Origin of the sequence: Salegentibacter maritimus (genome assembly GCF_016236975.1) — a bacterium.
Classification (GTDB): domain Bacteria; phylum Bacteroidota; class Bacteroidia; order Flavobacteriales; family Flavobacteriaceae; genus Salegentibacter; species Salegentibacter maritimus.
This window is the reverse complement of the sequence record NZ_JAEHNY010000004.1, coordinates 135199-156695: the sequence shown is the minus strand read 5'-3', so window position 1 is coordinate 156695 and position 21497 is coordinate 135199. Positions and strand designations below refer to the sequence as shown.

Here is a 21497-nt window from a genome sequence, read left to right as displayed (position 1 = left end):
GATTTTAAAAATACTCTTGAAAGATATTTTAAAGTTCCGCGACCATGCATGCCGCGGAACCTAAAATTTTATATTTACTACCAGCCCGGATTTTGTTCCATGTCTGGTGTTTGGATTATTTGATTCTCAGGAATAGGAAATAAATAATGTTTTTCCTGGAAATCTTTACCGTGTGCAGCCATTGCTTCAGGTGCCTGGCCGGTACGAAGAAGATCAAACCAACGATCGTGTTCAAAAGCAAGCTCCAACCTTCTTTCGTTCCATATTTTTTCGATTAATTCTTGCTGGGCAAGTCCACTTACGGGTTCAAGCTCTACCCTTTCACGTACAAGGTTAAGTGCTTCCGTGGCAGCTTGAAGGTTACCTATCTGTGCTTCTGCTTCCGCCTTTATTAAAAGGATTTCGGCATATCTAAGTACACGAATATTTTTATCTCCATCGCCATCACCAACACTTGCACTAGAATAAGCTTTTTCGCTATAAAGTGGGTTTTCTACAGAGGCACTAACTTCCCGGCCATCCCATAGGGTCTCCCCTGCAAAAATTATTGTGGCATTTTTTCTAATTTCATCGCCTTCGGCATCAAAAGCTTCTACAAGATTTTCAGAAGGAGTATTGAACCCCCAGCCCCAACCGCTGGTACCTCTTGCACCCTGGGTTTGTGAATATTGTTGAACACCATGGGCAATAGCTTCTCCACGCGCCTGTATTTCAAAAATAGATTCCACACCGTTTTCAGAATATTCTCTCCATACATCTTCATAATTTGGTTCCAGGCTATACTCTCCCGAAGAGATTACTCCATTTGCCTGTTCTATAGCTTCATTCCATTCTTCCTGATATAAATGTACCTTAGCCAGTAGCCCTTGAGCTGCACCACGTGTTGCCCTACCTAAATCTTGTGCTGAATATTCACTCTTAGCCGGTAAAACACTAATAGCATCTATTAAATCCTGTTCGATATACTCGTAAACTTGCTCCTGGGTATTCCGGGAAGATAAATCTACGTCCTGATCTACTACTGCTTCACCGTTTACAAATTCTATTTCACCCTGAATAGTAACTCCACCGAAACTTCTTACAAGAAAAAAATAAGTGTAAGCCCTAAGAAATTTAGCCTCTGCAATTAGCCTATCTGTATTAGTACCTCCTTCTTCCTGAGCAAATGCAATAGCATAATTTGCACGGCCTATAGTTTTGTACCAATGTTCCCACATGGTAGCGCTTGAGGGTACGGTACTTGTAAATTCCAAATCATCCAGTAATTGTTTATCAGTCCCTGTATCTGTTGGCGAACTTCCTTTATCTGCATTATCTGAAATTATTTCGGTAATTCCAAGGTAAGCAAATGCATAATCAAATTCAGTAAACATTCCGTAAATCCCAGTCACAAAATCGTCAGGGGTAAAATTCTCGTCTCTGTCTTCTGCATCAATATTTTCCCTGGCATCAACCTCCAGGAACTCTTCACTACAGCCAATACTCATAAAAGCGGCGAAAGTGAAAACTGCTATTTTATATAATCGTTTCATATACGCTATTGTTAAATTTTATAATTGAATATTAAAACCAAACAGGAATGTACTGGTTAATGGGTATGCCGAAAGCTCTATACCAGTGGTTCTATATGGTCCTTGAGCATTGGTGTCATTAGGGTCGTAACCGGAGATTTCCGGGGTAAAACCTGAATATTTTGTAAAAATAAATGGATTCTGAGCTGATACATATACTCTGGCTTTTGAAATAAACCTGGTCATTTCAGGGAAAGTATAACCCAATGTTATATTATTAATCCTAAAGAAATCACCATCTTCCAGGTAGTAATCTGAGGCTCTGGCATCACGATCTGCTCCCGGATTAACATTTGTGCTTCCCGGCCCGGTCCATCTATCATTAAAGACCGATACAGGCACATTTTCACCACCAATCCTTGTATTTAAGAGCGCATTGTAAACCTTGTTGCCTCCTGCGCCATAACCATCTAAGCTAAAGTCCCAGTTTCTATAGTTAAAACCAATATTTAGCCCGTAGTTATATTTTGGTATATAAGAGCCATGATAAGTTTTATCGCGGTCATCTATTACGCCATCGTTATTTTGGTCGGTATACCTTAAATGTCCCGGTCTTGCTCCCCCTATAGAAGCATTATTATCTATTTCTTCTTGCGTTTGCCATACTCCTTCGGCTTCAAATAACCACCAGGAACCTAACGGCTGCCCTTCGGCTAAACGCTTAGTAATTTGCCCATTACCAAGATCTCCACCCAATTGGCCTTCATAATTTCGCTGAACACTTTCAACAGTGTTTTTATTGAATGAGAAATTACTCCCAATACTATAGCTAAAATCCTCTGAAATCTCATCACTCCAGTTTATAGCAAATTCGAAACCTTCATTTACCACTTCTGCTCCGTGATCAAAGAAGTTTGTAGAAAATGTAGAATTCAGTAAGGGACGAACCTCAAGAATAGTATTCTCTGTAGTACGCATATAGTAGTCTAAACTACCCGTTAATTTGTAATCGAATAATTCGTAGTCTAAACCGGCGCTATATTCACTAACAACTTCCCAGCTAAGGTTTTGAGCTGGAGAGCCAATATATGCACCAAATATTAGGTCCTGACCCGGCCCAAACACATAATTTTGACCTCCACTAGCAGGATCGGTAAGAATTTGAGTTGAATTTAGTGGTACATTGGCATTTCCTAATTCCCCCCAAGATCCTCTTAACTTCAAAAAGTTTATGGTTTCGTTATTTGCAAGGAATTCTTCTTCAGTAAGCGTCCACCCTACACCAAGAGCTGGAAATGTCCCCCAGTAATTGGCATTATTTTGAAAAGTACTTGATCCATCACGTCTTAAGGTACCGGTAAAATAATACTTTCTATTAAAGTTATACTGAACCCTTCCAAAATACGAAAGGAAATTTGTTGGGGTTAGATAGGTTTGATTAACCTGTTTATCGTATTGATCACTAGCGTGCTTTAAACTCCAATATTGCTTTTGCTCCGGAACATCCCATGCTCTATAATCATCTCTCATGCCAATTCCTATTTGCTCCTTAGACCCTCCTAAAGTAACATCAAGGTTATGCTTACCAAAATTGGTATTATAATTTATAAAATTATCCCAGTTATATTTATAATTCTCACTAGAATTAAAAGACAGTTCGTTATATGCATATTGTAATTGTTCAGGATTTTGAGCTTTTAAATTTTCAAATTCCTCTACTGTTCTGGTAGGATCACTGTTTAACCAACGTTGCTGAATCGGGTTGTATACCCGGCCCCTTGCAAATTCTTTTCTTGCACCAAACCTAGATGTAAAAGTAATATCGTCGGTAATAGAGAGTTCAGCTGTTACACTTCCCTGTAATCTAACAGAATTAAATCGTTCATTTTGAAAAGCCACATCAGCAACAGGGTTTCCGTGACTGGTTAAATTCCCAATACTTTCCCCGGGCCCTGCTATATATGTTGCTTCGCCGGTAGCTCTGTTATAATAAGAACCTCCATATCTTCCATTTGGATAAAAAACAGGAACCAAAGGAGATTGACGATAGGCAGTATTAAAAGCCCCGTAAGGTTTGCGGTTTTCATTCCTGGTAGAAATATTTAGATTTTGAGTGATTTTTAGGCGATCTTCAAATAACTTAAAGGTATTGTTACCTGTAATTGTAGATCTTCTAAATTTTTGATCTTCCAGCAAGCCTTGCTCTTCATAATAATCGTAACTAAAAAAGTAATTAATATTTTCGCCTCCGCCATTAATATCAAAAACTGTATTATTTACAAAGCCTGTTTGCAGCACCTCGTCATACCAATCTGTATTATACTCTTGCGTTTGGTTTAATTGGTCTCCCCCAATAGCCGCATTTTCTTCGTTAAAGTAAGTAATATACTGACTGGCATTTGCCATCTCAACCTGATTCAGGATTGGTTTGGCACCAAAGAAGCTTCTAAAATTCATTTTTGCTTTCCCAGATTTCCCTTGTTTTGTAGTAACGATTATCACTCCGTTAGCTGCTCTAACACCATAAATTGCTGCGGAAGAGGCATCCTTTAAAAAATCCATAGATTCTATATTAGAAGGACTAATGTTGGTGATATCATTAACAGGAACCCCGTCTACAACATACAAAGGATCACGACCACCCAATGCAGTCCCCAGTCCACGTATTGCAACGGTAGGAGTTGATCCAGGTGCATCACTATTAATAATATTTACACCCGCTACTTTACCTTGCAAAGCCTGAGCAGCATTAGAGGCCGGCTGCCTGGTAATTTCCTCTGAAGCAACCTGACTTATTGCTCCGGTTAGATCTTGCTTTTTCTGACGGCCATACCCAACTACCACCACTTCCTCAAGCTGATCGGTATCTTCTTCTAAGGCAATAGTATAAGTGTTATTAGTACTTATAGTAAACTCCTGCGGAAGAAACCCCAAAAAGGTTACTCGTACCACATCCCCCTCTTCAACATTTTCCAGAGTAAAATTTCCGTCAAAGTCGGTTACATCATAAATTTCTTTATCAATTACCTTTACTTCGGCTCCCGGTAAAGGTATTTCATTTTGGTCCGTTATAACACCTGAAACTGTTTTGCCTTCCTGAGCGAAGCCAAAACCAGATAAAAGGACCATACAAATGGTGAATAATTTTAATTTCATACGGTTCAAATTTTACTGAATTTTAGAAGAAAGATACAACCAAGACCGGTTTTTACGCAAACGATATAGTACACAACTGCTACATCAAAGATATTGCGACTGCAAACAACTATAAATCAACAACATACATATATTTAGAAGTAGTTTTTTAACAGTACTAAAAACCTTTGACGTAGTATTGATGTAGTATTTTTTTGTTAAAATATGGGCTTTAAATAACGAAACTAGTAATTTTTAATGAGGAAATTTGTCAAATTTTCGTTCTTATTTAGTCCCATTTTTTTTCGTAATCTATAACGATGTACTTCCACACCACGAACAGAAATTCCCATTAGAGGAGCAATTTCTTTAGAGGTAAGATTCATTTTTAAATAAGAACAAAGTTTTAAATCCTTACTCGTTAGTTTGGGGTAGGTTTTTAAAATATCCTTAAAAAAATCTTCGTGCAATTCATTAAAATTCGTTTCAAAGACTTTCCATTCATCCTTGTTTTTAATAGCACGATTAATTTTATTTAAAATATGTTTCATTTTAAACTGGTTAGAAAAATTGGTCTTATCCTTACTCAATTCATTTTGAATCTCCATAAGCATCTCATTTTTCTTAGCCGCAACCATTGTAGTATTGGCAAGCTCTTTACGTTTTAGGTTAATCTCATTTACAAGACGCTCTTTTTCTAATTTGTTAATACGCTCCTGATGCTCCTTTTCAAATTTTTCTTCAAGCAAGGATTGATGTTTCCTTAATTTAAGCCGGTTAAACCAATACATAGACGCCAGAATTACCAAAAAACAAAAAACATAGGCAACTTTCATGGCATTTGAGAGATACCAGGGTGGTTGAATCCTAAAACTAAAGCTATTCCTTTTCGCAATATGAGCCTGAGGGCCCATAGCCAAAAGCTCTAATTCATAATCGCCATGACTTAAATTTTGGAGGTTTATAACTCCGTTAACCACCTTACCACTAAGCGTATCTTCACCTTTTAATTTATAATTTAAACCCATGGCCCCAGAAGTCGGAAAAGAAGTGTATACATTTAAATCTCTTGAGTTTTTATAAGCCATTACCGGCTTTTCTCCCAATTCTAAACGCCCTTTTATATTCAAAAATCCTTTTACTTTGGGGGTGCTCACGGGTGTTTGTCCCAAATCTTTTATAAACTTCTTTAAATCTATTCGGGCAAAACCATCATTTAAGACCACATAATATATTGAATCTCCATTCTTTATAATCTTCTCATAATTTTTCACCAATCTATTCCCCAAGCTTTCCGGAGCAATTACTATAGTGTTCTCAAAGTCTGTAAACTTTAAGCTATTATTTTCGGTATCGCTAAACCAATATGAACCTGCATCTTTAAAAAGCATTTTATGTTTTCTAAACGCTTTTAATTCCTCAAAAACATCCAGGGAGTCTTTAAATGGATTATACTTAAACCAACGATCCCCGTTAAATATGGCCAATTGATTATTAATCTTGGAAATGTTGGTATTAATACTATTCCCACCATCGGGCATAGCTATTTTTTTTACAAAATTGGTTTGTGCAAAATTATTATCAAAACCAGCCCTATAAAGACCTTCGTACGGATGCACGGCCCATAGGGTATTTTCATTCTCAAAAACAACATTCCTAACAGGAAAATCCAGGTTATCTAATTGATAAATGCTGTCTTTTAAAGGGTTTAGTTTCCTAAGCCCCGTATAACTACTAATTAAGTAATTACTCGCAGAATAGGAGATTTCATCTATCTTATAACTCCCTGTCGCAGTTTCAACCGGATACAAACTATTTTCTTTAATAAAATATGTCCCGGAGTTATGGTTTACAAATAAAGTATTATTAAGAATTTTTAAATTCCAGGTGTGCCCTTCAGAGCCGTCAATAATCTGAAGTTTGTTATTATTAAAATTATAAACTCCGGTATTACTTGCCAGGTACATTTTAGTTTCGTGAAATTCAAGGTCGTACACCGCACCCAATTCACCCGTATCATCGGTATAGAAGTTAATCGGTGAATCTATTTCAATGCGATCTATTCCGTTATCGAGGCCTAACCAAATATTGCCGTATTTCTCTACAAAACTTAAAACAGTATTATTTTGAAGTCCATTATTCCTATTTAAAATATTGTAACTATTATTCTTTAAATCGTAATTTATAAGGCCATTTTTAACCGTACCCAATAGCAATCTCTTGTTGTCTAAAGCAAGAATATGGTTTAGTTCAGAACGTTTTAACTCATCTTTTAAATTACTATCTCCAAAAGTCGAAAAAGTGTCACCGTTGTACTTATATAAATTATCCTTTGTTCCAATAATTAGATTCTGCCCGCTCACAGCCATATCAACAACTATTTCCCCTTGTAAAAGTTCCTGGTTAGGTATATTCTTCAAATCATTATCGGCACTCAAGATGTGAAGCCCGCTTCTCCCTAATGCCACCAAAAGCTGATTTTTATAAACAATCATTTTATTGCTAATCACATTTTGAACCGGTTCAACGGTATCCTGGCTATATCTATAAATCGCGCCAAAAGACCTAAAATAAATGTCGCCTCTAAATTCAAGAATTTCCCAAAACTCTTCGCTTTGCATTTTATAATCGCCAAGGTTTGGTATTAAAGAGGTATAGTACATTTTACCGGTACTATCTCTTTTCCAGTATCCAAATTCTTTATAAGACCCGGTAAAGATTCGGTCTTTATGTACAAAAACAGATCTAATAATACTACCATTGGGCAAAGGAAAAAGTTCCCATGATTGTCCATCATAGCTAAGTAACCCCTGATTATTGGCAGCATAAATTACGCCTTCTTCATCTACATCAATATCCCAGTTTTGACTAGCTGCATTATAATTAGTAGCCAAATAATTATGTATAGGCGGAGTAAGTTGTTGTCCTATAAGGCTGGAGTACTGCAAAACAAAGAAGAAAGCAGTAATTATATTCAGGATAGAGCGCTTCATAAATTCTATTTGTGCAGTTTTTGTATAGTTATAATTTAAGGCAAAAATACATACTTTTTGTACTTTGGAACTTTCTCAATTTAAAAACATGTTGATATGAAATTAAAAAAGGCGTTTCCCTTAATTTTGGGTTTTATATGTGTAGGTATTTCTATTATTTCCTGTAAGAATAATTCAGAAGAAAAGAAATTAGATAAAGATGAAACAAACAAGCGTCCAAACATTGTTTTTATAATGACCGATGATCATGCTGCGCAAGCTATTAGTGCCTATGGCCATCCCATAAGCAAATTAGCGCCTACGCCAAACATAGATCGTATTGCCAAAAACGGGGTAACCTTTAAAAACAATTTTTGTACAAACTCTATTTGTGGCCCCAGTCGTGCCGTAATACTTACCGGTAAACACAGCCACTTAAATGGATTTAGAATGAATGGTGAAACCTTTGATGGTTCTCAACCCACACTTCCAAAGTACCTTAAGAAGGCAGGCTACCAAACAGCATTGTTCGGAAAATGGCACTTACACGGTTCACCGCAGGGTTTTGACGATTGGAACATTCTTGTAGACCAGGGAAATTATTACAATCCCGATTTCATAAAAAATAAAGATACCACCAGGATTGAAGGATACGCCACAGATATTATCACCGAAATGGGCTTAGATTGGCTAAAGAACAACCGGGATAAAGAAAAGCCTTTTATGCTTATGGTACAGCATAAAGCACCTCACAGAAATTGGATGCCAGCCTTGAGGCATATCAATAAATACGACTCTATTGAATTTCCACTACCAAAAAGCTATTTTTCAGATCACCAGGGACAGCCGGCTGCACAAGAACAATTGCAAACAATCTATAAAGATATGTATGAAGGTCATGATCTTAAAATGACTATAGCAAAAGGCAGCGATTCGCTAAGACATAACCCCTGGAAAACCGATTTTGAAAGAATGACCAAAGAACAAAGGGAAGTCTGGGACAAGTCCTACCAACCTAAAAATGATGCTTTTCACGATGCTAATTTATCGGGAAAAGAACTTGCTAAATGGAAAGGCCAGCGCTATTTAAGAGATTATCTAGCCACCGTAGCCTCGGTAGATGAAGGGGTAGGGAAAATTTTAGACTACCTGGAAACAGCTGGTTTGGCTGAAAACACCTTAATTGTTTACACTACAGATCAGGGATTCTATCTAGGGGAAAAAGGCTTTTTTGATAAACGTTTTATGTATGAAGAATCTCTTGCCATGCCTATGTTAATGCAACTACCCGGTGAGATAGAAGCAGGAAGCGAAATTGATGCTTTAACACAAAATCTAGACTTCGCTCCTACTTTCCTTGACTTCGCCAATGCAGAAATTCCAAAAGAAATGCAGGGCAGGTCTTTTCGTCCTTTACTGAACAATGCCGTTTCAAACAAAGATTTTAGGGATGCAATTTATTACCATTACTACGATTTTCCTGCTTTTCACATGGTTAAAAGGCATTATGGAATTAGAACCCATCGGTTTAAACTTATACATTTTTATGATGATATAGATGTATGGGAAATGTACGATTTACAAGAAGACCCTAATGAGGTAAACAATATCTATAAGCATCCGGATTATGCTAAGATTAGAAAAGATTTACACTCCAGGCTGGATTCTCTTCAGCAGAATTATGGGGTAACCGAGGAAGAATTCGCTACAACGCCCAAAGAGAAGGTAAATCAGGCGTATAGAAATTTTGCGCGAATGGCAGGAGAAAAGCCAGAAAATTATTCCGGATATAAAAAAGAGTAATAAAAAATAACAGTAAATAAGTACTTATTCCTATTTATTGGATTTTTTCCTACATTTGAATCAAATTTCAATAATTATGAGGTTTGATAGAATTAAGGAAAAATTAGAAATTCTGGCCGATGCTGCCAAATATGATGTCTCCTGCTCCAGTAGTGGCAGCAAACGCAGCAATAAAAATAAGGGGCTTGGAAACTCAGATGGAATGGGCATTTGCCATTCCTATACGCCAGATGGGCGCTGCGTTTCCTTGCTTAAAATTTTGCTTACCAACCATTGTATATTTGATTGCGCCTATTGCGTTACACGCCGTAGCAACGATATAAAAAGAGCTGCTTTTAAAGTTCAGGAAGTAGTAGACTTAACTATTAATTTTTACCGAAGAAATTATATTGAAGGCCTGTTTTTAAGTTCGGGGATTTTTAAAAATGCCGACTTTACAATGGAGCGTCTTATACAAGTGGCCAAAAAACTGCGCCTGGAAGAAAACTTTAATGGTTATATACACTTAAAATCTATTCCCGGTGCAAGTGACGAACTAATGAGGGAGGCCGGCCTATATGCCGATAGGCTAAGTGTTAATATTGAAATACCAACGGTTTCCGGACTAAAAAAACTGGCCCCGGAAAAAGATCATTCAGATTTCATTAAACCCATGAACAAGGTGAAAAATGAAATAATTCAATACAATTCAGAAAAAAAACTCATTAAAAGCACTCCCAAATATGCCCCCGCCGGCCAAAGTACCCAAATGATAGTTGGTGTATCAGGCGAAAGTGATCGCGAAATAATGCTTTCGGCAAATTATTATTATAAAAACTATAATATGAAAAGGGTATATTATTCGGGTTATGTACCCATAAGTAACGATCCCAGGCTGCCTTCCCTGGGTTCCCAGGTTCCTATGCTAAGGGAAAACCGTCTTTACCAAACCGATTGGTTAATGCGCTTTTATGGTTTTGATGTAAATGAGTTATTGAACCAACAATTTCCTAATTTAGATGTAGAAGTAGACCCAAAACTAAGTTGGGCACTAAGAAATCAACATCAATTTCCGGTAGATGTGAATAGCGCCGAAAAAGAAATGCTACTAAGAATACCGGGGGTTGGATTAAAATCTGTACATAAAATACTTCAAGCCAGAAAATTTAGAAAGCTCAATTACGATCATTTAAAAGCCATTGGAGTAGCCTTAAACCGGGCACGATATTTTATAATTTGTGATGGTCGTGGATGGGAGAAACAAGATCTGAGCGCGAGCAGAATAAAATCTTTAATCTTACGAAATTCGGCCGGAAAGTTTAGAAAGGAGTACAGCAGCCAATTAAGTTTATTTTAAAATGAATTCACCCAAATGCCTATTGTACGATGGAACCTTTAAAGGTTTACTTACCTGCATTTTCGTAGCTTTTGATGAGAAATTGGAAGTGAATAATATTCTAGCTCCCGGCATTCACAAAACAGATATTTTTGCTGAAAACATTGAAGTAATTACAGACGAAACCAAAGCAAAACGCGTATGGCACGGATTCCAAAAGTTTGCCAACCATCGCAGTCAAAACGCAGTATATCACGCCTACTTGAGTGAGTTACCTAAAATTGAACTTGACATTTTAAGGTATTTTCAACATACCTTTAAATCTAAGGCTAACATTCACGGCGATTTTACAAATAAACACGTTCTAAAAATTGCACAAACCGCTAAAAAGGTAGGAAGAGAGAAACATAGAATGGAAGCCTTTGTTCGTTTTCAGCTAACAAAGGATAAAATTTATTTTGCCAATATTGAACCAGATTTTAACGTACTACCTTTAATTGAAAAGCATTTTACTTCCCGTTATAGCGATCAGCAATGGATTATTCATGACCTAAAACGAAAATTTGGCCTCTATTACGATCTCCAAAAAGCGGAAATAATTCAAATGAATTTCTCAAAAAATCTGTCTTTATCAGAAGAAAAAACACGAATATTTGATACATCAGAGATAGAATTTCAGAAATTATGGAAGAAATATTTTGAAGCAACTACCATTGAATCCCGCATAAACACAAGGCTTCACCTACAACACGTACCAAAAAGATATTGGAGATATTTGAGTGAAAAGAATCCCTTGCATAAATAAAAAATAGTTTACATTTGTTTCTTCAACTAATTAAACAAATTCTAACATGAAAAAATTATTTTTACTGTTTGCAGTTGCAACAATGTCTCTTTCTATCTATTCTTGTAGAGAAACTACTGAAGAAAAAACTGAAGACGCTATGGAGTCTGCAGGTGAAGATTTAGAAAATGCAGCTGAAGAGGCCGGAAACGAAATTGAAGAGGCCGGAAATGAAATCGAAGCAGAGGCTGAAGAAGCTGAAGCTGAAATGGAAGAAGAAATGAACGAAGACGATAACATGTAATCGTCTTACTTCTTAAAAATGCTAAAAGCTGCTTTCCTCAAAGGAAGCAGCTTTTTTTTATTAAACCTAAAAGCTAGATAATGAAAAAGTTACTATTAATTATGGTGGCCGTTTTGGCTATAAGCCTATCTTCCTGTCGGGAAACTACCCAGAAAAAAACAGAAGATGCCGTAGAAGCAATTGGCAAAGACATTGAAGACAATGTAAAAAAAGCCGGTGATAAAGTTAAAGAAGGTACTGAAAAAATTAAGGAAGGTGCTAAGAAAGTAGAAGAAGGCGCTAAAAAACTTGAAAAGGAAATCGATGAAGAAATCGATAATTCCAGAGAACAATAACTAAAAAAGGATTCTAAGTAAGGCTGTTTAAAATTTTGCCCGTAAGGCTAAAAAACAGCCTTATTTTTTGCGTTCAATTACATAATTCACCATAAGTTCTAAAGATTCGCGGTAAGGAGAAGCCGGATATTTTTCCAGGATCACCAAAGCCTCCTGTTGAAACTCTTTCATACGCTTTACGGCATATTCCAGACCTCCCTTATCCTTTACAAACTGAATAACTTCATTTACCCGTTTTTTATTTTTATTATGGTTCTTAACCGAATTAATTACCCAGGCTTTTTCCTTTTTGGTAGAATTATTCAGGGCATAGATTAATGGCAACGTCATTTTCTGTTCCTTAATATCTATTCCAGTGGGCTTTCCTATTTTCTCATCACCATAATCAAAAAGATCGTCTTTTATCTGAAAAGCCATTCCTATTAATTCCCCAAATTTTCTCATTTCGGCAACCGCATTAGAATCGGGCTTTACCGACGCAGCACCTAAACTACAGCAAGCAGCGATAAGAGTAGCCGTTTTTTGCCTAATAATATCGTAATAAACTTCTTCTGTAATATCGAGTCTTCTAGCTTTTTCAATTTGCAACAACTCCCCTTCACTCATTTCCCTTACGGCAACTGAGATAATCTTCAATAAATCAAAATCGTTGTTATCTATAGAAAGCAACAAACCTTTAGAAAGTAAATAATCGCCCACCAAAACGGCAATTTTATTCTTCCACAAAGCATTTATACTAAAGAACCCCCGGCGACGGTTAGAGTCATCTACCACATCGTCATGAACCAAGGTGGCCGTATGTATAAGCTCTATTACTGAAGCTCCCCTATAAGTACGTTCGTTTACCTCGCCTTCTGAAACCATTTTGGCTACCAGGAAAACAAACATAGGTCGCATTTGTTTTCCTTTACGGTTTACAATATAATGAGTTATTCTATTAAGAAGTGCCACTTTAGAAGACATGGCTTCGAGGAACTTTTTTTCAAAAAGCTCCATCTCTTTCTCTACTGGAAGTTTTATTTGGGAAATTACTTTCATTAAGCCAGCAAAGATAATTATTTATACAGAATATTCAGTGATGCTTTTCTGCCAAAATCAAGATTATGAGCTAAGTTTGAGAGCTTATAAAAAAATAAAGCCTTAAGGAAGCTATGCCGACTTATTTGCCAACTGACCACAAGCAGCATCTATATCTTTTCCACGAGATCTTCTAACGGTTACCGTAATTCCATTACGCTCTAAAATTTCCTGGTACATATCTGTAGCCTTAGACGAAGCCTGTTGAAAGCTACCATCGTCTATTGGGTTATACTCAATCAAATTCACCTTGCACGGCACATAATTGCAGAACCGAACCAGGGCTTCGGCATCCTTTCTTGTGTCATTAATATCCTTCCAAACAATATACTCGTAAGTAATTCGGCTTTTGGTTTTAGAGTACCAGTACTCTAAAGACTCCCTTAAATCGTTTAAAGGAAAGGTTTCATTAAAAGGCATTATTTTGGTTCGAATCTCATCGGTTGCAGCGTGCAGAGAAACAGCAAGTTTTATCTTGGCTTCGTCATCTGCGAGTTTTTTAATTATTTTAGGCACGCCCGATGTAGAAATCGTAATTCGCTTTGGGGACATGCCCAAACCTTCGGGAGAGGTGATTTTTTCGACCGCTTTCATCACATTCTTGTAGTTCATAAGCGGTTCTCCCATCCCCATAAACACAATGTTGCTCAAGGGCCTGTCAAAATACAACCGGCTTTCATTGTCTATAGCAACTACCTGGTCATAAATCTCGTCAGGATTTAGGTTACGCATTCTTTTTAAGCGAGCAGTTGCACAAAATTGGCAATCTAAGCTACAACCAACCTGAGAAGAAACACAAGCTGTAGTTCTGGTGGCGGTAGGAATTAACACCGATTCTACGGTGAGCTGATCGTGCAGCTTTACCGCATTTTTAATAGTACCGTCGCTACTGCGCTGCATACGATCTACCCGAATATGGTTTATCACAAAATTTTGGTCTAACATCTTTCGGGTAGCTTTGGAAATATTGGTCATTGCCTCAAAACTATGGGCCCCTTTGCTCCAAAGCCATTCATAAACCTGACTTCCACGAAAAGATTTATCGCCATTGGCAACAAAAAATTCCTGAAGCTGGGCCTTGGTAAGTGCTCGTATATCTTTCTTCTTGTTTTTCACGCTGCAAAAGTACTAAGAATTAAAGGATTTTTTAGTTAAGCCAAAGCTAAGTGTTTTAGATTGTGGCAATAACAAAGCTTAAAGTTAGAAGCCTGTGGATTAATACGGCTTTTGAAAGTTACGTAATACGTAAGATTTATCGTTATAAAATAAAGAGCCACGAATTCATCAAATAACTTAGTGAATTCGTGGCTTAAGATTATATTAAACAAAAACTAGATAATCAACATCGCGTCTCCGTAAGTATAGAAACGATACTTTTCCCTTACTGCTTCTTCATATGCACGCTTCATAAAATCGTGACCTGCAAAAGCAGAGATCATCATAAGAAGTGTAGATTTTGGTGTATGGAAATTAGTAATCATACAGTTTGCTATGCTAAAATCGTAAGGAGGAAAGATAAATTTATTGGTCCAGCCACTAAACTCATTTAATGTATGGTTTGAAGACACCGAGCTCTCCAACACACGCATTACTGTTGTACCCACGGCACAAACCCGTCTGTTTTCAAGTTTCGCTTTATTGATAGTTTCAGTAGCTTTCTTTTCTATAAATGCTTCTTCAGAATCCATTTTATGCTTACTAAGGTCTTCTACCTCAACCGGGCTAAAAGTTCCTAAACCAACGTGTAAAGTAACTTCAGCAAAATCTACTCCTTTAATTTCCAAACGCTTTAAAAGATGTTTAGAAAAGTGTAGTCCTGCGGTTGGCGCTGCTACAGCTCCCTCTTTTTTAGCATAAATAGTCTGGTAACGCTCCTGGTCTTCAGGTTGTACATCTCGTTTTATATATTTTGGAAGTGGCGTTTCCCCCAGCTCTTTTAGTTTTTTCCTGAAATCTTCGTAAGAACCATCGTAAAGAAAACGAAGGGTCCTTCCACGAGAAGTAGTATTATCTATAACTTCTGCTACCAGGCTTTCGTCGTCACCAAAATACAATTTGTTTCCAATTCTAATTTTTCTAGCCGGGTCTACCAGTACATCCCAAAGCTTGGTTTCCGGATTTAATTCTCTTAATAGGAAAACTTCAATTCGCGCCCCGGTTTTCTCTTTATTCCCATATAAACGTGCAGGAAACACCTTGGTATTATTAAGTACCATGACATCTTCTGGCTCGAAATAATCTAGAATATCTTTAAATTGTTTATGCTCAATTGTTTGTTCTTTTCGGTTTAGAACCATAAGCCTTGCTTCATCTCTGTTCTCTGAAGGATACTCGGCCAAAAGTTCATTCGGAAGTTCAAAATTGAAGTGTGAAAGTTTCATTCCCATAATTGAATTTTTAGAAGGCGCAAATATACAATCTCAAGATAGGGGTTGTCAAGTATTTAAGCGTTTATTTAAAAAATGCCTTTCATTTAGCACTTTCTCAGCTTAAAATTGAGTTTTTCAAAATCTTCCCAAAACCCGGGATAAGATTTTGACACCACTTCGGCATCTTCAATCTTAAAAGGAACTTTAAGTCCTAAAGGCGCAAAAGCCATGGCCATTCGATGATCGTTATAAGTGGCAACCGACACGTTTTCTTCAAAATCTTTTTTCGGAAATAATTCAAGGCTATCCTGGGTAATCTCTACCTGGCTACCAAATTTCTCAATCTCTGCTTTTAAAGCCTCCAACCTATCGGTTTCCTTAATTTTCAGGGTATGTAAACCGGTTAAATAACAAGGCACCTCCAGCGCTAAACAGGTTACCGCAATGGTTTGCGCAATATCAGGTGAATTTTGAAGATTTTCCTTTATATGCTTTGGTTTCGTACCGGGCTTTTTGGATAAAATAATATGATTATCTTCAAATTTAGTACTTACCCCAAATTGCTTATAGATATTAGAAAGGCAAGAATCTCCCTGTAAACTGGTTTCTCTATAGGTGCTTAATTTAAGTTCGGCTGATTCGCTTATGGCAGCAAGACTATAGTAGTAGGAAGCAGAACTCCAGTCTGATTCTACTGCCAAGCTTTGATCTTTTAATTGTTTTGCAGGTTCAATTTTAATAGTGTTCCCCTCAAAAACTCCTCTTACTCCGGCTCTTTGCAAAAGCTCTAAAGTCATTTTAATATAAGGGGTAGACGTAATTTCACCTTGTAAATTAATTTCAAGTCCGTTAGGCAAAGAAGGTGCAACCAGCATTAAAGCCGAAATATATTGACTGCTAATATTGGCTTCCAGACTTACTGTTTTTGCCGTAATCTTTTTACCCTTAATTCTAATTGGCGGATAACCTTCATTCTTTTCATAAGAGATATCGGCACCCATTGTTTTAAGGGCATCTACCAATAGTTTAACCGGGCGTTCTTTCATTCGTTTACTACCGGTTAAAACTACTTCCCTACCTTCTAAAGTGGCAAAATAGGCCGTTAAAAAACGCATAGCAGTACCGGCATGATGAATATCAATTAACTCACCTTCACTCTTAAGTGCCTTTTGCAAATAATGGGTATCGTCACTATTTGAAAGGTTGCTTATTTTTAAGTTTGGAAATAAAGCCTGAAGGATTAACAAGCGGTTAGACTCACTCTTAGATCCGGTTATATTAATATTAGCCGACAGATTTTCCTGGCTATTTGATATCTCTAAATTCATGAATTAACAGTATTAGCTTTTTGAATCTTTTTTGTTTTTTCCTCTAAACTGCCCAAATGAGATAATAAACCCATAAGCAAAAGCGGCAAAAAACTGCCCGAGGATAAACCTGAACAACTTTCCGTTTTCGGTTCGCTCGGTAAAATAGGCTTTAAAATGAAAGCCTCCATATTCAAACAGCATACTTACAATATCATAGACAATAAGAAAGCCCAGACCAAGAAACAAAACCGATTTCCAGAAGGCTTTTTTAGAGATCATCTCTTTGAATTTCATTATTTTAACTTTTGATTATTATGATGCCTGTCGTGATCCCTTTTTGTTTTTAGATCTAATTTTTTATCAAAAGCTTCCTGTAGATCAACTCCGGTTTGATTGGCAAGACAGAGCACCACAAACATAACATCTGCAAGTTCTTCCCCTAAGTCCTTTTCTTTATCTGATTCCTTTTCACTTTGCTCCCCATAACGTCTCGCAATAATTCGGGCTACCTCCCCTACTTCCTCGGTAAGTTGCGCCATATTGGTAAGCTCGTTAAAATACCGAACCCCATGTTCTTTTATCCAATCGTCTACTGCTTTTTGAGCGTGTTCTATGTTCATATTATTTCTAAGATTTTGACAAAACTATGGCTTCTGAATGTTTATTCACCATTTCAGCATAGAAATTTTTAAGCGCTTTATAGTCCTGTGCAATATAAACCATATCATTCATATCTAAAGAAGATTCTACCCTTAAAAATTTCCCATTTAAGGTTGCCACAAACTTAAAAACACCCGCCCCTTCTTTTAAATTAACGATAGCACTTTCGGGCAGAGATTCTACTTTATAACCATCGGGAATTAAAATATTTATAATCTTATCATTACTGGTTGGAAAGTCAAAAAATATGGGGTAGTTACGATCTTCCCCTTTAAACGGATTTTCGTGTAGCCCGGCAAAAACCATAGGTTTTAAATATATCTTCCCATTTATCTCCTCCATCTCATCCCTTAATTCAAAGTTATAAGTTTGCCTAATGTTTTCCCCAATGGCTTTTTCTTTCGAAATATCCAGCCCCGAAACCACTATGTTCCCTTTATCTTCCTCCAGGATTTTTAGGTAATCCTTCTCAGCCAATCCAACATAACGATCCCTAAATTCTTTCGCATGCAGACCGCTTAAATCTCTTACCGATTTCCCTTTTAAAACCATGTTATCGTCAAATTGCATATTTAACATGGTTGTGTTCTGTGATTTTGCGTTAGGCATTAAACTCACCCAACCTGAAGTTCCATCTTCCCTTATAATTCTTCCCTGCCAGTTCATAGCCCTTGCCGGAAGCTCTCCTATTGCCGCATTCTTGTCTGTAGCGTCTAATAACAAAATATTATCCTCATTTTCTACAGCAGCTATCACATAATTAAAACCGTTTCGTGTAGGAAAAATTGGGATACCATGAGATTTGGTGCTTACTAAGACAGGGTTAGCATTAAAGCCGGCATATCTTAACATGCTCACTAATAATAAATTTATATCTCCCGTGTTTCCTTTTTCATCCTTATAAGCCGTTCTTGTTCCACTCTCTGCTTGAAAGCCTACGAAATCATTCCAGGCAATTTTACTCTTAACATACATAAAGATTTTAGCTAGTTTTTCAGCATTATCTTTAGATCCGGCAAGTAGTTCATCTAAGTCCTCATCAAAGAAGCCGGTTCTATTTACCTCTTGTTTTAAACCGGCATCATTATAAATGCTTTTAGCAACATCTTCCCAGGTACTGGCAAAACTTTCTATTGGTGAATTAGGAAATTTAGTGTATTGTAATTCCCACCTTAAATATGCTGCATAGTTTTGTAAATAATCTACATAAACTTCTTTCTTCAAAGGAGGAATATCATCTTTCTGAAACTTATAAAAATCCAGCAAATAGTCTAAACTACGCTGTTTATAATCTGTTTGAACAGTTCTTCCGGTGGTTCTGGTTTTTTGGGAGTAATTATAAGTAAAGCTCTCTTTAGTTTTATCGATAGGAAAAACTATGGGCGATTTAGGATTATAATGCATTCTAAAACCAAAAAATTCAGGAATTTTAATCTCGGCTTCCAATCTATTCACCGGAATTTCAAACTGAAGCGGCACATCGTCAATAGATGTCACAAATGGGGATCTTATAGTATACGTATATTCTATAACACTACCTTCGCTTACCGCAGGCATAGTGAATTTTGTCTTTAGTTTATATTTATTAGTTTCTTCTTTAAAAACACCATTTCTTTTTAGCTTTTCTTCAACAAGCTTCCCATCTACAATATTATAGGTATACCCTTTAATAGCACTGACCTCTTCACTTTCTGATCCGTTTTGATATCCGGTTATTGTTTTATTTGCCCAGTCAAGACCCTCTTTATTATATATTTTAATACGTTCGTGTACCACGGTAACGAGCGTCAAACCGGTATTTTTTCTAATATCATAATAGACCAGGTGCTTTCTAAACAATACAGCCGCATTGGCCTCTTTATACTTTGGATGTTCTTTTTCAAGCACCTCTTCTTTGGATACCTTTCCGAATTTGTAATCCTGTGCCTGAAGTAAACACACCGAAAATAAACTAACAATAAGAATGTAAAAATGTTTCATAATATGATTAATTACTAACTAAAACTGCTTTTTGATTGGTATAAGATTTAATTTGGTTCATAAACTCCCTATACGAATTATACGCTGAACTTTTCCAGTTCCCCTCTTCCAAAATCAGTATTCTTTTTACATCTAGTTTGGTCTCATCTTCCTCTACAATACTGGTTTCCATAATTAGTTTACCGTATTCATTTTCGATGGTTATGGGCTCCGGAATTGACTCTACTTTAAACCCTGCCGGTAAGGTAAATTGAAAGTGATCTTTATAAGTCTTCCCCCTTTCAATTACCAATGGATGTTTACGAGATTCATTTCTGGGTAAATTAAAAGTTTTTGCTTTTAAAAAATTAACAGGCACCAGTAATCGGTTACCAGCTTGCATAGCCAGTTTAGCCCCTTTAATCTTTAGCTTTTCGGTAAACACAATTGAATCCCTATCATTCTCAAAAGCAATTTTATCAAATTGTAATTCTCGTAGATGCCCCCAATTTTCCCGGTAGTATATTTTTTGATGATCATTTTTTAGACTTTCAATACTATAGATATCACCATACGGGATTCCGTGGTTTTTACGCGTAATTTCAGCTAAAAAACCACCAGATTCATCCAATTGAATTTCCACAAAACTTTCCCTAAGGTTGGCAGCAGTAGCATAATTTGGAGTACTTATTATCTCCCCACCATCTTCGGTTATTTTTAAAACCTTTCTATCATCGGTAAAATCGCCCAAATAGTTAAACGGATTAGTTTGACTGGTACACTCCAACCATATATCTTCTTCTGCCAATGGCAAATTCAGGATTACATGATTGCCCTGCATGGAGGCAAATTCAGGGTCTATATTATTTTTATCGCCGCCATAAACCACTGTATAGTACGAAGGTATTCCCTGCGATTCTAAAAGAGCCTTGGTGTAATTAGTTAAGGCTTTACAGTCGCCGTAGCCCAATTCATCCACCTCTTTGGCAAGCATTGGCTCCCAGCCACCAATTCCCAATTGTACACTTATATACCGTGTATTTTCCTGAACATAATTATAGATAATCTCTGCTTTTTCCCTGTTAGAAACTGCATTTGAAGTCAACTCATTAAGTTTTAAAATAGTTTCCCGCGGAAGTTCCATTTTCTCCTTCAATAAATACTCATACTGCCATTTACCTAATTCTTTCCAATTAGAAGCTTTTCCTTCTACCCCAACCAGTGCAAATTCATTTAAAGCAACTAACACCCTGGGGGCATAAGTTGAAAGATTAGGACTAAAAACTTCACTTTTTACTGCAGAAATATTCCTCACCTCATAATTTAAACCTGCACCAGTATTTTGTTTTTTAAGCTCTAAGCCTTCCAGGTTTCTTTCTTCAAACCTAAAGGGAATAGCATTTGGGTTAATTAATTTATAAGAAGATTTTTCTACGCTTAAATTATAGTTCTCCAGGGGATTCCATGACTGAATAAATATTGTGGAGTTTGTTTCTATCTCACTTTCGTAAGCAATTGTTATTGGATAATCTTTAATAGTATAGCTTAAGTAACTTAATCTATTATCGCTATAAAGCGTATTAGAACCTATAAGGCTACGATCCTGAAAATCTCTTTTCTTTATTTTCTCTATCTCTTTCCCCTTACTATTGTAAACAATAGCCTCCTGAGATTTTATCTTACTGTGGTCATCGTAAAAATCATAGGCACCTATGTGTTGCTCACCATATTCGTTGAACACGGTTACCACACGCTTTGTTTTAACCCTCATCTTATCTTTAGAAAGAACTGAGATTTCTATAGATTGATTTCGTACTACAGAATTGGCATTGGATAGTAAATTTGGCTCAATGGAAGATATGGCATAGTCCTGACCAAAAATCAAGGAAGGAACTATTTGAATAACTACAAATAGAAACAATAAAATTTTGCGCATTTATCGAATGTGATGAATAATAAATCC

16 protein-coding genes are annotated in these 21497 nt (G+C 36.7%); 5 read left to right on the top strand and 11 right to left on the bottom strand.

Going from position 1 to position 21497, the window contains the following annotated elements; genetic code table 11:
• Nucleotides 1–77: 77 nt before the first annotated feature.
• The 3 genes from I6U50_RS05760 to I6U50_RS05750 form a co-directional block, all read right to left on the bottom strand.
• Nucleotides 78–1532, bottom strand: coding sequence for a RagB/SusD family nutrient uptake outer membrane protein (locus I6U50_RS05760; RefSeq protein WP_198638150.1), 1455 nt, complete (start codon nucleotides 1530–1532; stop codon nucleotides 78–80).
• An 18-nt stretch (nucleotides 1533–1550) separates the two neighbouring features.
• A complete protein-coding gene (locus I6U50_RS05755; RefSeq protein ID WP_198638149.1) occupies nucleotides 1551–4667 on the bottom strand; it encodes a SusC/RagA family TonB-linked outer membrane protein in 3117 nt (1038 codons plus the stop codon).
• 224 nt (nucleotides 4668–4891) lie between these two features.
• Nucleotides 4892–7639 (bottom strand): helix-turn-helix and ligand-binding sensor domain-containing protein, encoded by a 2748-nt coding sequence (locus I6U50_RS05750; RefSeq protein ID WP_198638148.1) that lies wholly within the window; start codon nucleotides 7637–7639, stop codon nucleotides 4892–4894.
• Nucleotides 7640–7735: 96 nt separating this feature from the next.
• On the opposite strand from I6U50_RS05750, the gene I6U50_RS05745 reads away from it, so the two are divergent.
• The 5 genes from I6U50_RS05745 (at nucleotide 7736) to I6U50_RS05725 (ending at nucleotide 12159) form a co-directional block, all read left to right on the top strand.
• The gene (locus I6U50_RS05745) at nucleotides 7736–9421 is read left to right on the top strand and encodes a sulfatase family protein (protein ID WP_198638147.1); all 1686 of its coding nucleotides are present in this window, start codon (nucleotides 7736–7738) and stop codon (nucleotides 9419–9421) included.
• 76 nt (nucleotides 9422–9497) lie between these two features.
• Nucleotides 9498–10757 carry a putative DNA modification/repair radical SAM protein gene (locus I6U50_RS05740; protein ID WP_198638146.1) on the top strand — a complete coding sequence of 420 codons (1260 nt, stop codon included), beginning with the start codon at nucleotides 9498–9500 and terminating at the stop codon, nucleotides 10755–10757.
• 1 nt (nucleotide 10758) lies between these two features.
• Nucleotides 10759–11541: a TIGR03915 family putative DNA repair protein gene (locus I6U50_RS05735; RefSeq protein ID WP_198638145.1), complete on the top strand. Its 783-nt coding sequence runs from the start codon at nucleotides 10759–10761 to the stop codon at nucleotides 11539–11541.
• 46 nt (nucleotides 11542–11587) lie between these two features.
• Entirely contained in the window at nucleotides 11588–11824 is a 237-nt protein-coding gene (locus I6U50_RS05730) for a hypothetical protein (protein WP_193711599.1), read from the top strand.
• An 80-nt stretch (nucleotides 11825–11904) separates the two neighbouring features.
• On the top strand, nucleotides 11905–12159 hold the full coding sequence (locus I6U50_RS05725) for a hypothetical protein (RefSeq protein WP_198627791.1): 255 nt from the start codon (nucleotides 11905–11907) through the stop codon (nucleotides 12157–12159).
• Between the two features lie 60 nt (nucleotides 12160–12219).
• Here the strand turns inward: I6U50_RS05725 and I6U50_RS05720 are convergent, their stop codons facing one another.
• The 8 genes from I6U50_RS05720 to I6U50_RS05685 form a co-directional block, all read right to left on the bottom strand.
• A complete protein-coding gene (locus I6U50_RS05720; RefSeq protein ID WP_193711601.1) occupies nucleotides 12220–13197 on the bottom strand; it encodes a polyprenyl synthetase family protein in 978 nt (325 codons plus the stop codon).
• A gap of 111 nt (nucleotides 13198–13308) precedes the next feature.
• Nucleotides 13309–14352, bottom strand: coding sequence for a 23S rRNA (adenine(2503)-C(2))-methyltransferase RlmN (gene rlmN, locus I6U50_RS05715; protein ID WP_193711602.1), 1044 nt, complete (start codon nucleotides 14350–14352; stop codon nucleotides 13309–13311).
• Between the two features lie 215 nt (nucleotides 14353–14567).
• Complete coding sequence (gene queA / locus I6U50_RS05710) at nucleotides 14568–15623, bottom strand: tRNA preQ1(34) S-adenosylmethionine ribosyltransferase-isomerase QueA (protein WP_193711603.1); 1056 nt, start codon at nucleotides 15621–15623, stop codon at nucleotides 14568–14570.
• An 86-nt stretch (nucleotides 15624–15709) separates the two neighbouring features.
• Nucleotides 15710–16933, bottom strand: a complete 1224-nt coding sequence (gene aroA, locus I6U50_RS05705; protein WP_193711604.1) for a 3-phosphoshikimate 1-carboxyvinyltransferase — start codon at nucleotides 16931–16933, stop codon at nucleotides 15710–15712.
• Between the two features lie 12 nt (nucleotides 16934–16945).
• Complete coding sequence (locus tag I6U50_RS05700; protein ID WP_193711605.1) at nucleotides 16946–17209, bottom strand: hypothetical protein; 264 nt, start codon at nucleotides 17207–17209, stop codon at nucleotides 16946–16948.
• A complete protein-coding gene (locus tag I6U50_RS05695) occupies nucleotides 17209–17535 on the bottom strand; it encodes a nucleotide pyrophosphohydrolase (protein WP_193711606.1) in 327 nt (108 codons plus the stop codon). The genes I6U50_RS05700 and I6U50_RS05695 overlap by 1 nt, the downstream gene beginning before the upstream one ends.
• Nucleotides 17536–17542: 7 nt before the next feature.
• Entirely contained in the window at nucleotides 17543–19555 is a 2013-nt protein-coding gene (locus I6U50_RS05690; RefSeq protein ID WP_198638144.1) for a transglutaminase domain-containing protein, read from the bottom strand.
• A 7-nt stretch (nucleotides 19556–19562) separates the two neighbouring features.
• Nucleotides 19563–21470 (bottom strand): DUF3857 domain-containing protein, encoded by a 1908-nt coding sequence (locus I6U50_RS05685; RefSeq protein WP_198627795.1) that lies wholly within the window; start codon nucleotides 21468–21470, stop codon nucleotides 19563–19565.
• Nucleotides 21471–21497 lie beyond the last annotated feature (27 nt).